The sequence below is a fragment of the Albidovulum sp. genome (assembly GCF_041919395.1).
In the GTDB taxonomy this organism is placed as follows: Bacteria; Pseudomonadota; Alphaproteobacteria; order Rhodobacterales; family Rhodobacteraceae; genus Albidovulum.
Genome location: NZ_JAYRTX010000024.1, coordinates 20,202 through 34,485 on the forward strand (window position 1 = coordinate 20,202; position 14,284 = coordinate 34,485).

12 protein-coding genes are annotated in these 14,284 nt (G+C 67.2%); 4 read left to right on the top strand and 8 right to left on the bottom strand.

The genetic code is table 11. The features are described from left to right. Positions 1 to 2: 2 nt before the first annotated feature. Both ACMUOO_RS06230 and ACMUOO_RS06235 read left to right on the top strand, forming a co-directional pair. Complete coding sequence (locus ACMUOO_RS06230) at positions 3 to 1,496, top strand: glycosyltransferase family 39 protein (RefSeq protein WP_413854942.1); 1,494 nt, start codon at positions 3 to 5, stop codon at positions 1,494 to 1,496. 16 nt (positions 1,497 to 1,512) lie between these two features. After that, entirely contained in the window at positions 1,513 to 3,030 is a 1,518-nt protein-coding gene (locus ACMUOO_RS06235) for a GMC oxidoreductase (protein ID WP_413854943.1), read from the top strand. 15 nt (positions 3,031 to 3,045) lie between these two features. Here ACMUOO_RS06235 and ACMUOO_RS06240 read toward each other — a convergent pair whose 3' ends face one another. The 8 genes from ACMUOO_RS06240 to ACMUOO_RS06275 are packed head-to-tail and all read right to left on the bottom strand — an operon-like array spanning position 3,046 to position 12,009. Beyond that, entirely contained in the window at positions 3,046 to 4,302 is a 1,257-nt protein-coding gene (locus ACMUOO_RS06240) for a glycosyltransferase family 4 protein (protein ID WP_301918453.1), read from the bottom strand. Between the two features lie 25 nt (positions 4,303 to 4,327). Next, entirely contained in the window at positions 4,328 to 5,110 is a 783-nt protein-coding gene (locus ACMUOO_RS06245) for a polysaccharide deacetylase family protein (RefSeq protein ID WP_413854944.1), read from the bottom strand. Position 5,111: 1 nt separating this feature from the next. After that, positions 5,112 to 6,551: a protoporphyrinogen/coproporphyrinogen oxidase gene (locus ACMUOO_RS06250; protein ID WP_301918451.1), complete on the bottom strand. Its 1,440-nt coding sequence runs from the start codon at positions 6,549 to 6,551 to the stop codon at positions 5,112 to 5,114. Next, complete coding sequence (locus tag ACMUOO_RS06255) at positions 6,548 to 7,528, bottom strand: lysylphosphatidylglycerol synthase transmembrane domain-containing protein (RefSeq protein ID WP_301918450.1); 981 nt, start codon at positions 7,526 to 7,528, stop codon at positions 6,548 to 6,550. The genes ACMUOO_RS06250 and ACMUOO_RS06255 overlap by 4 nt, the downstream gene beginning before the upstream one ends. A 1-nt stretch (position 7,529) precedes the next feature. After that, the gene (locus ACMUOO_RS06260) at positions 7,530 to 8,441 is read right to left on the bottom strand and encodes a glycosyltransferase family 2 protein (protein WP_301918449.1); all 912 of its coding nucleotides are present in this window, start codon (positions 8,439 to 8,441) and stop codon (positions 7,530 to 7,532) included. 43 nt (positions 8,442 to 8,484) lie between these two features. Next, the gene (locus tag ACMUOO_RS06265; RefSeq protein WP_301918448.1) at positions 8,485 to 9,498 is read right to left on the bottom strand and encodes a glycosyltransferase; all 1,014 of its coding nucleotides are present in this window, start codon (positions 9,496 to 9,498) and stop codon (positions 8,485 to 8,487) included. Next, on the bottom strand, positions 9,495 to 11,036 hold the full coding sequence (locus tag ACMUOO_RS06270; RefSeq protein ID WP_301918447.1) for a hypothetical protein: 1,542 nt from the start codon (positions 11,034 to 11,036) through the stop codon (positions 9,495 to 9,497). The genes ACMUOO_RS06265 and ACMUOO_RS06270 overlap by 4 nt, the downstream gene beginning before the upstream one ends. Then, complete coding sequence (locus ACMUOO_RS06275; RefSeq protein ID WP_301918446.1) at positions 11,029 to 12,009, bottom strand: UDP-glucuronic acid decarboxylase family protein; 981 nt, start codon at positions 12,007 to 12,009, stop codon at positions 11,029 to 11,031. The genes ACMUOO_RS06270 and ACMUOO_RS06275 overlap by 8 nt, the downstream gene beginning before the upstream one ends. 524 nt (positions 12,010 to 12,533) lie before the next feature. Here ACMUOO_RS06275 and rfbC point away from each other — a divergent pair. Then, complete coding sequence (rfbC, locus tag ACMUOO_RS06280) at positions 12,534 to 13,097, top strand: dTDP-4-dehydrorhamnose 3,5-epimerase (protein WP_301918445.1); 564 nt, start codon at positions 12,534 to 12,536, stop codon at positions 13,095 to 13,097. A 2-nt stretch (positions 13,098 to 13,099) separates the two neighbouring features. Further along, positions 13,100 to 14,137, top strand: a complete 1,038-nt coding sequence (gene rfbB / locus ACMUOO_RS06285) for a dTDP-glucose 4,6-dehydratase (protein WP_301918444.1) — start codon at positions 13,100 to 13,102, stop codon at positions 14,135 to 14,137. The last annotated feature ends 147 nt before the right edge of the window (positions 14,138 to 14,284 follow it).

Below are 14,284 nucleotides of genomic sequence, written 5' to 3' on the forward strand. Positions count from 1 at the left end.
CCATGAAATCCGCTTCGCGCACCGACATCCTCTGGCTCGTCCTCATCCTGGCCCTGGCGACCCTGCTGCGGCTCTGGAAACTTGACGCGCCGATGTGGCACGACGAGATCCAGACCCTCGTGACCCATGTGCACTTCCGCTGGGGCGAGATGCTGCAAAGCTACTCGATGAACCACCACTATCTGCACAACTTCGCGGTGAAGCTGTCGATTGCGGCCTTCGGGGAGGCCCCGTGGACGGTGCGGCTCCCGGCGATGCTCTTCGGAGTGGCCACGATCTGGGCGACCTGGGTGCTCGCGCGCGAGGTCGCCGGCACCGCCATCGCCCATGTCACCGCACTTCTCCTTGCGCTCAGCTACCACGAGATCTGGTTTTCCCAGAACGCGCGCGGCTACACCGGGCTTGCACTCTTCTCGACGCTCGGGCTTCTCTACTTCCTGCGCGGGATGAAGGCGCCGGAATGGCGCAACTGGATCGCCTTCGCGCTCTGTCTCGTGGGGGCCGTGTTCACCCACCTGACCGGCGCCTTCTTCTTCGTGGCGCTCGGATTTCTCTGGCTTGCCGTCGTCCTTTCGCGTGCCCTGCGCGGGACGCTGCGGGCCCCTGTCGTCCGGCTTCCCTTCCTCGGTTTCCTCATCGGCGGCCTGCTGACCATTATCGTCTACCTGCCGATCCTGCCAAGCGTGTTCCACGCGGTGTCCACGGTTTCCGAAGGCTCGGCGGTGGACCTGATGAAGGAATACCAGAACCCGGTCTGGACCGCGTTCGAGGCGATCCGGACCGGCATCGGCGACGCAGGTCCGCTCGTGCCGGTGGTGGGCGCGGCCGTGCTCGTCCTCTGCGTCCTCGGCGCGATCAGCCTGCATGGCGCGGCACCGCTCTTCGCGCCGGTGGTCGCGCTCCACATCGTCTTGACCACGGCGCTCCTCATGGCGGTTGGAATGCGGATCTGGCCCCGGTTCTTCTTCGTCGATATCGGGCTCATGATGATCCTCATCGTGGCCGGCGTGCGCCTTTCGTGCACGATCATCGGCCGCCTCGCGGGCGGAGAGCGGGTGGCCCGCGCGCTCTGGCTTCTCGGCGTCGTCCTCATGGTGCTGATCTCGGCCCTGCTTGCCAAACGCAACTACGCCTTTCCCAAGCAGGACATCGCCGGCGCCTTCGCTTTCGTCGAGAGCGCGCGCAAGCCGGGCGATCGGGCCATCGCGCTCGGCTACGCGGGACAGAACGTCGCCTATTACGGCGCGGACTGGCCGGTGGTCTATTCCGACGACGAATACCGCGCCGCGATGGAGGCCCCCGGAACCGTCTTTGTGCTCGTCGGCTTTCCCGCGAGGGTGGAGCGGGACATCCCGCAATACGCCGCCGACGCCGGGCTTCGCGCTGGATTCGACGTCTGCCAGGACAGCCCGCCTCCGGATGCCAAGCTGAAGATCGCGCGCTGCTTCCCCGGCACGCTGGGGGACGGTTATGTCCTTGTCTTCCGCCGTGACTGAGGCAGCGGATGTCGTCGTGGGTTCCGGCCCGGCGGGCGCCGCCGCCGCGACGGCGCTTCTGGCGCGCGGGCGGGCAGTCCTGATGCTCGACGGCGGCAAGGAACTGGAATCCGCGGCCGAAACCCGCCGCGTCGCGCTTGCCGCGACCGATCCTGAAGGCTGGGGGCCAGAGGTCAGGCCCGGCTGGATGGCGCCGCAGTTCGAGGGGCCTGCCGGTCAGATCCGCCGCTACGGCTCCGACTTCGCGATGGAGGCGGGGTATGCGACCTTCGCCGAGTTGCCCGGCTGGATGGGCCTTCGCGCCTCACGGGCGGCGGGCGGGCTCTCCAATCTCTGGGGCGCGGCGGTCCTGCCCTACCGGCAGGCCGACATGGCAGGCTGGCCGGTCACCGAGGCCGACTTCGCGCCGCATTACCGCGCCGTCGCCGAGTTCCTGCCGGTCGCCGGGCGCAAGGACGATCTGGCGGCGCTCTTCCCTGCCCTGCCGATGGCGGGCCGCACCCCCCTTCCCTATCCCGTGCAGGTGCAGGCGCTCCTTGCGCGCCTTGCCGCCGCCCGCGACCGGCTCGCGGCCCGGGGACTCACCGTCGGGGCCGCGCGTCAGGCTGTGCATGCAGGCTGCCGCCTCTGCGGCCTCTGCCTGCACGGCTGTCCATACGGGCTGATCTGGTCCGCGCGGGACCAGATCGCGCGTCTGCGCAAGAATCCCGCCTTCCGCTACCGCCCCGGTGCCATCGTCACCCGGTTCGAGGAAAACGCTACCGGCGTGACGCTGCACCTTGAGGGCGGCGAGGTGCTCGCGACCCCGCGCGTCTTCCTCGGGGCCGGCGTTCTCGAGACGGCGCGCATCCTCCTCGCCTCCGCCCCCGGTGCAGCCGAGCTTACGCTTCGCGACAGCCAGCACGCCTTCCTGCCCATGCTGCACCGCTGGCGCAACGCGATGCGCCCAGATCGCGGTCGCTTCCATACCCTTCCGCAAGTTTTCCTCGAACTTGACGCGCCCGACGTTTCCCCCTTCCTCGTCCATGCCCAGGTCTATTCCTGGAACGAGTTCTATTCCCGCGACCTGATCCAGAACTACGCCAGGAAACTGCCCGGCTCGGCCCCGCTCTTCACCGCGCTTGCCCGCCGGCTGATGGTGGCGCAGATCTTCCTGCATTCGGATCACTCGCACCGGATCGCCCTCACGCTTGCCCCGGACGGGCGTCTGCGGCCGAGGCTCGAGGAGAACCCCGACACGGGTCGCGTGGTCAAGGCCGCCGCCAGCCGGACCGGACGGGCGATGCGTCACGCCGGCCTCGTGCCATTGACCTTTGCCACCCGCGGAGGCGCGCCGGGATCGAGCTTCCATGTCGGGGCGAGCCTGCCGATGGCCTCCGATCCTTCGGGCGCGCAATCCGATCCTCTCGGACGACCATCCGGGCTATCGCGGCTCCATGTGGTCGACGCAAGCATCCTGCCGGCGATTCCGGCGACCACGATCACCTTTCCGGTGATGGCCAACGCACATCGCATCGCTTCCGTGGCGGGCTGAGCGGAGGGAACCCGCTCAGCGCCCTTCGAACGCACCCGCTTCGAGACGGGCGGCAAGCGTCCGGTCGCCCCGCCGATGCGCCGCCCGGGCGAAGGCCGCACCGTAGGCCGCCATCACCCGATCCTCGCGCCAGTGCATCTCGAACGCGGTCCGCGCAGCTTTCGACAAGGCCGCACGGCGCGCAGGGTCGGCCTGCACCATCTGCATCGCCGCGATCAGGTCGCACTCTGTTTCAAAGAGTGCGCCCGCGCCCGCGCGTTCCACGATCTCGGGGAACGGGCCGAGCCGTCGGGCAATGACGGGGGTGCCGAGGCGGAAGCTCTCGATCAGGATAATCCCGAAGGTCTCGTAGCAGACGGACGGAACGATCAGCGCCTCGGCCCCGCGATAGTAGGCGTCGAGCTCCTCGGGCGCCTTGCGGCCGAGGAACTGGATGTTCTTCCGCCCCGCCGCAAGCTGTCTGAGCGCTCCGGCATAGTCGCCATCGCCCAGGATCAGGAGATCGGCATCGGGGTAGCGATCCATCGCCGGGAAGACGTCCTGCAGGCCCTTGATCTTCTCCAGGCGACCGACGAACAGGAAGTACGGGCGGGGATGACCGCGGAAAGGTTCGGCGAGTTTCGGCAGGTCGGGCAGGAAGTAGGGCAGCACTTCCATCTCGTGCCGCAAGCCGAAGTCGCGATGCTTCGCGCGGCTGAACTCGCTCTTCGCGATGACGAGGTCCATATGGTCGAGCGCGCGGTCGAGAACCCCGGCATGACGCCAGAGTTGCGGAGGGCGCCTGTAGGCGATCTGGCACTTCAGGCAATGGCGCTCGTCGCAAAGCTCCCGCCCGTAGCGCCAGAGGACGTGGGTGGGACAGACCAGCCAGTGCTCATGCGCCTCGTAGATCTTCAGCGCCTCTCCGATCGGCAGAAGGCCGGGCCCGCCGATGAGCGAGGTGTTGTTGTACCACAGGATGTCGGGCCTGCGCTCGGCAATGATCGCACGGATGCGGGCGGCATGGATGACCGGGCGCCCGAGCTGCTGGGTAAGCAGGTTCGACAGGAGACCGTGCCGGGCCCTGAGCCCGATCCGCCGCACGCCGTCGGGCGGTCCTTCGGCCTGAACCTTGCCGCCAAGGATCAGGTAGCTGTCCTCGTCGTGGACGACGGTCACATCATGCCCGCGCGCCGCCAGCGCGCGCGCCATCCGCTGCACGCCGATCGCATCGCCGCCGAAGGAGTAGGGCGGATAGAACGTCGTGAACATGACGATACAGAGTGGCGTCACGCGGCGCCTCCGACGTGGTTCATCGTCACGCCCCGCCCTGACCCAGCCCCTGCCAGGGGCTTGCGACTTTCGCCTTGACCGCGCGCAGGGTGCGTCTGAGCGCCAGGTATGACGCGCCCCGCCCGCGCAGGTGAGCACGCCAGCGCGCGGGGTCGGTGAAGTAGAACATCTCCAGCCGAGGCAGATCGAAAAGGTCGTCCTGCGAACGAACCTCGCCGAGCCTCGTGCCGACCGAGGTCCGGTAGTGCGCCGAGATCCGTATGCGCATCCCTTCGTCCGAAAGCCCGTAAGGCGGCGCGAAATGCCGGACCTCGGTGCCGATGCGCTCCTCGATCTCGGTCCGGGAGCGACGAAGCTCCGCCTCCGCCTCGTCACCCGTCATGGCAGTGAGGTTCGGGTGGTGGACGGTATGGCTGCCGAAGTCGACGCCGTCCCGCGCGAGCGCCCGGATCGTGCCCCAGCCCATCAGCGCCCGCGGCGGCTCGGCGATGCCGTGCCAGCCCTCCGCCCTGCCGATGAAGGCCGTCGGAAGGTAGACGATGGGGCGGAAGCCGTGCTTCGACATGACCGGCCAGGCAGCATCGGCGAAATCCTGGAATCCGTCGTCGAAGGTGAGGATCACCGACCGTGGCGCAAGGTCACCTCGCCCGGACCGGCTCGCGACAAGGGCGTCGAGCGAGATGACCGGAACGCCCGCCTCGGCGATCGCGGCCATCTGGTCGGCAAACACAGCCGGCGCGATGGAGGTCGCTCCCCCCCGGTTCGAGATGGAGTGGTACATCAGGATATCGACGACCGGTCCCGCCACGTCAGTCCTCGACCCGGTGGCTTTCGAACTCATGCCGGTGCGCGGCCCATTTCGCGCGGTCGATGCCGCCCTCCGGGGTCAGCACCTCGGCGGCGGCATAGGCCATGGCGAAGGCGTGGTGGGTGTTGTCATGGGCGAAAAGCCCCTGCCGACCGAAGCTGAGAAACCCGTCGAGCGAGGACAGCCAGTTGTCCACCGTCTCGAAATGGCGCTGGTAGTCGATGTCGTAGACCGGATAGGCATGCGCGATCCGCCGCGTCTCGGTCCGGATCACCGGCACCGTGACGGGCAGGCCCAATTGGCCAAGCCACTCGCGGTAGTAACGCCCCAGTTCGGCGTCCGACATGTCCCACCACTTCTCGCCGGGGTCGCAGGGAAGCTCGGCGCAAAGGACCGTCCGGTCCTTCGGCCCTGCGGCAGAGTTGTAGTTCTTTGGCTCCGACATGCGGCTGATCGGAATCGAAAGCTCCGGGAAGTAGTGCGCATCGTACTCGGTGAAGCGATCGGTCCCGAGGATGAGGTAGACGAGGATCATCCCCCGGAAGCGGATGGCCTTCGCCGCTGCGATCACCTCGGGCGGCGGAGGCGGATCCATCAGCCGAACGACGGTCGTGAGCGGGATGGTGGAATAGACCTGATCGGCCGAAAGGCGACTTTCGCGGTCGCCGTCCTTCGTGACGACAGCGGTCACCCGGTTGCCCTCGCGCTCGATCCGGACGATGTCCGTCCGGAAGCGGAACGCCGCCCCCTGCGTTTCCGCCGCCGCCATCATCGCCCCGGAAATCTGCCCGAAGCCATGCTTCGGATAGAAGAACCTCCCCGTCGTCGCGCCACGGAGACCGGGCACCATGCGGACCATCTTGCCGAGGATCTTGCCCACCGAGGAGCCCGAGACGCGCCGCTCCGCCAGCGTCACGGCAAGCTTGTCGGGATCGAGCCCCCAGAGCTTCCTCACGTAGGGAAAGTAGAAGTTTTCCGAGATCGTCGGCCCGAGCCCGTCATAGAGGACGGAGGAGAAGCTGCGCGGCCCGGCGGATTTCTTGCGGAACTTCTTCAGCGCCATGTCGCCGAGGAGCGAGGCCGCAAAGGCCGGGGGCAGTTTCAGGAGCGCGTCCTGAAGCTTCAGAGGAAAGTGGATCCAGCGCCCGCCGAGCCTTATGCGCCCGTGGCGGGGCTGGAGGAGGAGGTCGGGGCCAAGGAGCGCCTTGACATCGGCCAGCACTCCGGGATCGGCGACCGGGTGGAACCTGTGCGAGCCATAGTCGCACCATATCCCGTCGATCTGGAACGAGGTCGAATTGCCGCCCGCGACCGGCGCGCGCTCCAGCACCTCGACCTCGGCCTTGCCCTTCGACAGGGCATAGGCGGCCGCGATCCCGGCCGGCCCCGCACCCAGAACCGTCACAAGCGGGCGTTGGCCCGCAGCGGCCTTTGCCGTCATTCCGAAATCTCCGTCATCGGCCGCGGCAGCGGCGGCGGGGCGGGCCGGAATCCGCCGCCCGAGGCGACGAGTACCGCCGCGCCGATGGCGCCCGCGAGGTAGAGGATGCCCTGCCAGGCGAGGCCGGACGCCACGACCTCGGGCGCGCTGGCCCCGAAGGGCAAGAGGAACGCCGCGAGCGAGCTCTCGCGCACCCCGAGCCCGCCGAGCGATATGGGCAGGGTGGCGATGATCTTGGCCATCGGCCAGGCGAAGAACCAGGCGGCGAGGGGCACATGGACGCCCACCGGCTCCGCCAGCTTCACGGACAGCCAGATGAGCACCGACTGGATCGCCGCCGAGAGGACGAGCGTGAAGAGGATGAGCCCGGGCTTCTTGCCGAGGGCCGCGAAGGCGTCGGCCACCCGGAGCGCGAGTCCCCGGGCGGGCAGACCGGGCCAGCGGCCCCAGACCATCCGCGCGACGGCGGGAAAGAGGAAGAGGCCGGCGATGGCGAGCCCGAAGACGAGGCCGCTGAGGCCGAAGGCGAGCCCGCGGCTGCCGCCCCGCCCACCGAGAAGGACAAGGCCCGAGAGCGTCAGGCAGGCAAGGCCGACGAGGTCGATCATCCGGTCACCCACCGCCGCCGCCGCCACCTTCGGTCCGTCGCGGAGCGAGACATGGGCAAGCCCCGCACGCACCGCGTCGCCCCCCGCCGCGCCGGGCAGGCACAGGTTCGCCGCGAGCCCGGCGAAATGGGCGCGCAGCGCCGTGACGAACGGGATCGCGCGGTCCATCAGGAGCCACCATTTCGTCGCCGTGGCGACGTGGCAAAGCAGGAACGCCGCCAGGACGGAGAGGAAGAGCGGCCAGCTCAGCCGGGTGAAGCCCTGAAGGATCGCCTCCTTCGGCAGGAACCAGAAGATGAGCGCAAGCGCGCTCGCCGAACCGGCCGCCCGGATCGCCCATTTCTTCAGCGCCTTGCCAGGGATCGCCACGTCAGGGCCTCAGATGCAGGCGCGAGATCATGTCGGCAATGAGGCCGAGCGACCAGATGATGAGCGCCGAGAGGAAGGCGAAGATCGTGGTCTCCGAAAGGTTGTCCATGAAGATGTCATAGACGAACTTCGTGACCCCGAGCGCCATCAGCGCGAGGCCAAGCGGGATGAACACGCGGAGCGGGTTGAAGAGGACGGTCATCCTGAGGACGAGGATGATGAAGTTGAGAAAGTCGACGGGGCGGATCTTCGACTTGCCCACGCGCTTGCCGTATTCGATCGGGGTGTAGATCATCCGCTTGCCGTTGCAGGCCATGCAGAGCGTGATCGTCGTGGTGAAGGAGAATTTCTGCGGCAGGAGCGGCACGAAGGGCACCAGCTCCGATTTGCGGAAGATTCGCAGGCCAGAGTTGAGGTCGTTCAGCTTCCGCTCGGCCAGGAACGAGGCGAAGTGGTTCAAGATGAACTTCGCCGGGCGGCGGATCATCGGCACGTTCTTCATCGCCGCCCCCCGGTCGCCTACCACCATGTCCTGGTTGCGGCACATGGCGAGCATCGGCGGCAGGTAGCGCGCAGGGTAGGTTCCGTCCGCGTCGAGAATCGCGACATATTCGTATTGGGCGTGCTTGATGCCCCGTTTCAGGCTCGCCCCGTAGCCGGTGTTGACCTGGTTCGAATCCACGACGACGCCGGTCTCTCGGGCAATCTCGAGCGTCCGGTCCTCGGACCCGTCGTCGATGACGATGATCTCGTACGGAAGCCCGAGCGGGTCCAGATGGGCGCGCACGTCCTCGATCGTGTGGCGCACCGCGCCTTCCTCGTTGTAGGCGGGAATCACGACGCTGAGCGACATGCCCTCGACCTCCGACGCGAGGCTCGCCATGGCCCCCGCCTCTGCGGTCCGATCCTTCATGTCCTTCATTCCCTTCACCGTTTTCCGTTCATGGCCGCGCGCCTCAGGGCACATGCAGCCGGTTCCTGATACCGAGCACATGGTATTCGAACAGGCACCAGACGAAGGCGGCCGCCGAATAGACGTAGTAGAACTGGTGGTAGGCGAGTGCACGCACCGCGAAGGCGGCCCCGCCGTTCCGGTAGAGGAAACGGGCGAAATCCCAGTTGAGCACCAGCGCGAGACCGGCCAGCCCCGTCACGACGGGCCAAAGGGCCAAAGCGAAGGGCAGCGCGAGAACCGAGAGGATCAAGAGCCCCGCCACCGCCGCCTTCAGCTTCTCGCCGTGGCTGGTGTTGAGATCGTTTGCCACGCCCTCGCGCGCGATCATCAGCCGAGACCACGGCAGCGCACGGCGGAAGATGTCGGTGTGGATGGCGTTCGTCGGCGTCCAGACCTTGAGGTGCTTGCCATGGAGCGTCGGGTCGAGAACGATCCGCCCTCCGGCGCGGCGGATGCGGTAGCCAAGCTCGATGTCCTCGATGGACGGGACGCGGTAGGTGTCCGTGTCGAAACCGCCGATGGCGAGGAACACATCCTTGCGGACGGCGCCGCAGCCGGCCCAGAAAGTCTGCGCATTGCGGTTTGCCTTCTGGTGATAGAACCGGTGCATGAGGTTCTTGTAGCGCGAGAACCAGGGTGCCCCGTCCGGAGCGTCGTCGTAGGAGCCGAAGACGGCCGCCACCGTCGGGTCGGCGAAAGCACGCTGGAGCTTGACCGCCCCGTCCTCCCACGCGATCACGTCGCTATCCACGAACCAAAGGATGTCACCGGCGGCGTGCTCCGCCGCAAGGTTGCGCGCCAGTCCCGGCCCGCCGTTCTCCGGCGTCGTCAGGACCCGCGCGCCAAGCTGCCGCGCGACCTCGGCCGTGGCGTCGGGCGATCGGTCGTCGACAACGAGCACCTCGCACACGTCGCCCCGCGCCTGCATCGCCATCAGCGGCTCGAGCACGCGCGGCAGGAGCGCCTCCGCCCGGAAGGCCGGCATGACCACCGATATCGCCAGCGGCGGCGTCATGCACGCGCCTCCGAAGGCACGTCGAACTGCCTCGACCGGCGTGCGAAGACGACGAGGATCGTGGCGACAAGCGGCAGGAGCCAGATCACGCGTGCCCCGTAGCGGGTCGCCGGCTGCGAGATGCCCCCGCAGACGAGCGCGTTGGCAAGGATGCCGAGAAGCACCATGATGGCCAGCGCCTTGATCTCACCCGGCACCCGTCGCGGCAAAAGAACGAGCGCGATCACCACGGCGAGCGAGGCGGCGTAGAAGACCTGGTGCCACAGCGTAACCAGCCCGAGCCAGCCGGTGTCGCGGGTGATCCGGCCGTGATCGAAGGTCGACAAGGCCAGCCCCGTCACATCGGCGTTCTGTTCCACGATGTTGTCGGTCGGGATCGTCATTTCCACCGAGACCCAGCCTGCCTGCACGAAGACGTTGCGCATGAGCGCGCGGAAGACGCCGAAGGGCTGGTCTTTCAGCACCGCGAAGAAGAATGGAACCTGATCGTCTGCGACCGCCTTCTGATCCTCAGGGGTCATCAGCCGGAACGAGCCAAGGCGGGGCGAGGTCTCGAACGTGATGTGGCTCGCGGTGATCCGGTAGGGATCGTCCGACCATTGCAGAGCCTCGTGCAGCTTGCAGGTCGGGATATGCGCGTCGGGGCAATACTTGTCGAGGTACGTCAGCCCTGGTCCGTCCTCGATCATCCGCGCGGTGATGTAGGGCTTGATCACCACCTCCGAATTCGAAACCGCCTTGGCCGCCGTCCGGAGCAGGCTCTGTTCGGTGAATCCCGCACCCACGATCATTGCGACGTAGGCGACGGGAAGCCACCACCTTTGGCGCGACAGGATGAGGGAGATCAGCGCGGCCGCGGGAATCATCACGAGGCCGATCGCGAGATGGGAAAGATGCGAGACGATGGCAAAGCAGCCGACGAGGATGGCGAGGATCACCTCCCACGGCCGCATCCCGCGTCCGAACACGGTCAGTGTCCCGAAGACCAGAATCAGGACCGGCGCGAAGGTGTCGGGCATGAGATAGGCGACGAAGAAGGGTAGCGACCCAAGACAGGCCACGATCACCGGTAGCGCGACGGCCTCGCTCACCGGCACGGGCAAACCCCATCGCCGCGCCGCCACACGCATCGGCAGCCAGACGGCGATCAGGACCGCCGCGATGTTGAGCAGCATGAGACCTTCAAGCGCATGAAAGCGCGCCAGCAGCGCGCTGGTCAGGGCATAGACGGTCGAACGCGAGCCATCGACGGTGTTCTCCGCCTCGATCTCGGTCGTATCGGGCACGCCCTCGGTGATCGCGTCGGCGGCCTTCTGCGCCCGGATCTTCTCCATCCGCGCGGACAGGGGGGATTCGCCCTTGATGCCAAGCTGGCGCAGTCCGGTGTGGCCCTGCGAAATGTAACCCACCGTGTCGAAGTAGAAGAGCGGCCGGCCGTTGATGAGGAAGACGCTGAGGCAGGCAATGACCGCAGCCGCGATCCAGAGAACCGCGCGACCCGTTCCGCCTCCGGCGCCCGTCGTGTGATAGTCAGCCATTGCCCACCCCTCCCGTCGCTTCAAGATCCTCGCGGAGCGCCGCGAAATAGGCGACCGTACGCTTCAGTCCGTCCTTCAGCCTCACTTTCGGCTCCCATTCGAGCGCGCGGCGCGCAAATGCGATGTCCGGCTGCCGCTGCGCCGGATCGTCTTGCGGCAGGGGTTTATACACCAGCTCCGACCGGGAGCCGGTGAGCTCGATCACCGCCTCCGCCAGTTCGCGGATCGACATTTCCACCGGATTGCCGATGTTCATCGGCCCGGTGATCTCGTCGCCCGTCTCCATCAGGCGGATCAAACCCTCGATCAGGTCGTCGACGAAGCAGAACGACCGAGTCTGGCTACCGTCGCCATAGATGGTGATCGGGTTGCCGGAAAGCGCCTGCATGATGAAGTTCGACACCACGCGGCCGTCCTGTGGATGCATCCGTGGCCCGTAGGTGTTGAAGATGCGCGCCACCTTGATCCGGAGCCGGTGCTGGCGGTGGTAGTCGAAAAACAGGGTCTCGGCGCAGCGCTTGCCTTCGTCATAGCAGGACCGGAAGCCGATCGGGTTCACGTTGCCCCAGTAGCTCTCGGTCTGCGGGTGCACCGTCGGGTCGCCATAGACCTCCGACGTGGACGCCTGAAGGATCTTGGCGCGCAGCCGCTTGGCGAGGCCGAGCATGTTGATCGCGCCGTGGACCGAGGTCTTCGTCGTCTGCACCGGATCGTGCTGGTAATGGATCGGCGAGGCCGGGCAGGCGAGGTTGTAGATCTCGTCCACCTCGACATAGAGCGGGAAGGTCACGTCGTGGCGCATGATCTCGAAGCGCGGATGGCCGATCAGATGCGCGACGTTGGCCCGGCGCCCGGTGAAGTAGTTGTCGATGCAGAGGACGTCGTGGCCCGCCGCGATCAGCCGCTCGCAGAGGTGGGAGCCGAGAAACCCTGCCCCGCCCGTCACCAGAATCCGCCGCGACATGACGCTCATCGACCGCCTACCTTCCCGAATACGTGCGCACCGGGCCGGCCGGGCGCGCCTGCGGCCGTGCTCCCACAGCCGTCTGACAAGATTATGGCACTGCCCGGCGGCGGGCGAGGGTTTTCGGCTCGGGGCGCGGTTCGGAGTGTCCCGGTGGCAGCGGATTTCAGCAAGGGCCGGCACGATTCCGGCATGAGGCATTCCCCGTCCAATACACCCGCCGGAAATCCCGCCCGGCCTCATCCAATTCGGTTCGTCCCGCCCGCGATGCCGGGCCGTGACCTTCCGCTTGTAGCAGTCCTGCAGGCGCTTGGCACGGATTCGCGGCGTTCCGCGCGGCGCAGTTTCCCGCATCGGCGCCAGGGTGCCCGCAGCCCCGGACTGACGACGGCCAGGCAACAATCGCACCCGCTCCGGACCGGCGCAATGGGTCATTTCCGGACCTTTTCCGACATGGCGCGTTATCTGAATGTAACCTTTCGCCCGGTCATCGGGCGGGCTATGTTCGCCGCCGCAGAAAAGGTGCGCGGACCATGCAGATCGAACAGACCCCCCTGCCCGGCGTCCTGATCCTGGCGCCCCGACGTTTCGGCGATGCGCGCGGATGGTTTTCCGAGGTCTGGAACCGCCGGACGCTCGCCGGCCACGGAATCACAACGGAGTTCGTTCAGGACAACCACTCCTGGTCGCGCGACAGCGGCACCGTGCGTGGCCTCCATTTCCAGGCACCGCCCCATGCCCAGGCCAAGCTCGTCCGCTGCGGGCGGGGGCGGGTGTTCGACGTGGCGGTCGACATCCGCAAGGGCTCGCCGACCTTCGGGAAATGGACCGGGGCGGAGCTCTCGGCCGAGAACGGCCGGCAGCTTCTGATCCCCGAGGGATTTCTCCACGGTTTCGTCACCCGCGAGCCGGAGAGCGAGCTGCTTTACAAGTGCTCGGACTACTACGATCCCGCCTGCGACGGCGCGGTGCGCTTCGACGACCCAGACCTCGGCATCGATTGGGGAATCGACCCGGTCGGGGCGATCCTGTCCGAGAAGGACCGCTCCGCCCCGCTGTTCCGCAATTTCGCCACACCCTTCCACTACGAGGCCTGACCATGAAGCTACTGGTCACAGGCGGCGCCGGTTTCATCGGCTCGGCGGTGGTGCGCGCGGCGGTGCGCGCCGGCCATGCCGTCGTCAATCTCGACAAGCTGACCTATGCCGGAAGCCTGTCGAATGTCACGGAGGTGGCAGAGAGTCCGCTCTACGCCTTCGAGCGCGCCGACATCTGCGACCGGGCGGCGGTGGACGTGATCCTTGCGCGCCACCGGCCCGACGCGATCATGCACCTTGCCGCCGAAAGCCATGTGGACCGCTCGATCGACGGTCCGGCCGCCTTCATCGAGACGAACATCACCGGCACCTACACGATGCTGGAGGCCGCACGCGCCTGCTGGACCGCCGCAGGCAGGCCCGACAGCTTCCGCTTCCACCACATCTCGACCGACGAGGTCTTCGGCTCGCTCGGTCCGACCGGCCGGTTCACCGAAGAGACGCCCTACGATCCGCGCTCGCCCTATTCGGCGTCGAAGGCCGCCTCCGACCATCTGGTGCGCGCCTGGCACGAAACCTACGGACTGCCGGTCGTGCTGACCAATTGCTCGAACAACTACGGGCCTTACCATTTTCCGGAAAAGCTGATCCCGGTGGTCATCCTCAAGGCGCTTGCGGGCGCGCCGATCCCGATCTACGGCACTGGCGACAACGTGCGCGACTGGCTTTATGTCGAGGATCACGCCGAGGCTCTCCTCCTCGTCGTACAAAAGGGCGCGGTCGGGCGGAGCTACAACATCGGCGGCGAGAACGAGGCAACGAACCTCGAGCTCGTGACCAAGATCTGCGCCATCCTCGACGAGAAGCGCCCCGGCAACGCACCATACGCCGAACAGATCGCCTTCGTCGCCGACCGCCCCGGCCACGACGCACGCTATGCGATCGACCCTTCGCGCATCCGCGAGGAGCTGGGCTGGCGGCCCTCGGTGACGCTGGACCAAGGTCTTGAAAAGACAGTGCAATGGTTCCTCGATCATGAGGACTGGTGGCGTGCGCTCCAGGATCGCGACGGCGTCGGCAAGAGGCTCGGCACGGCATGAAGGCGCTCGTCTTCGGCACCACCGGGCAACTGGGCATCGAGCTTGCCCGCACCGCCCCGCGCGGCACGCTTCTTCTCGCCTTCGGGCGGGAGGCGGCGGACCTTGCGCACCCGGAAACCTGCGCCGCCCTCGTCGCGACCACCGATG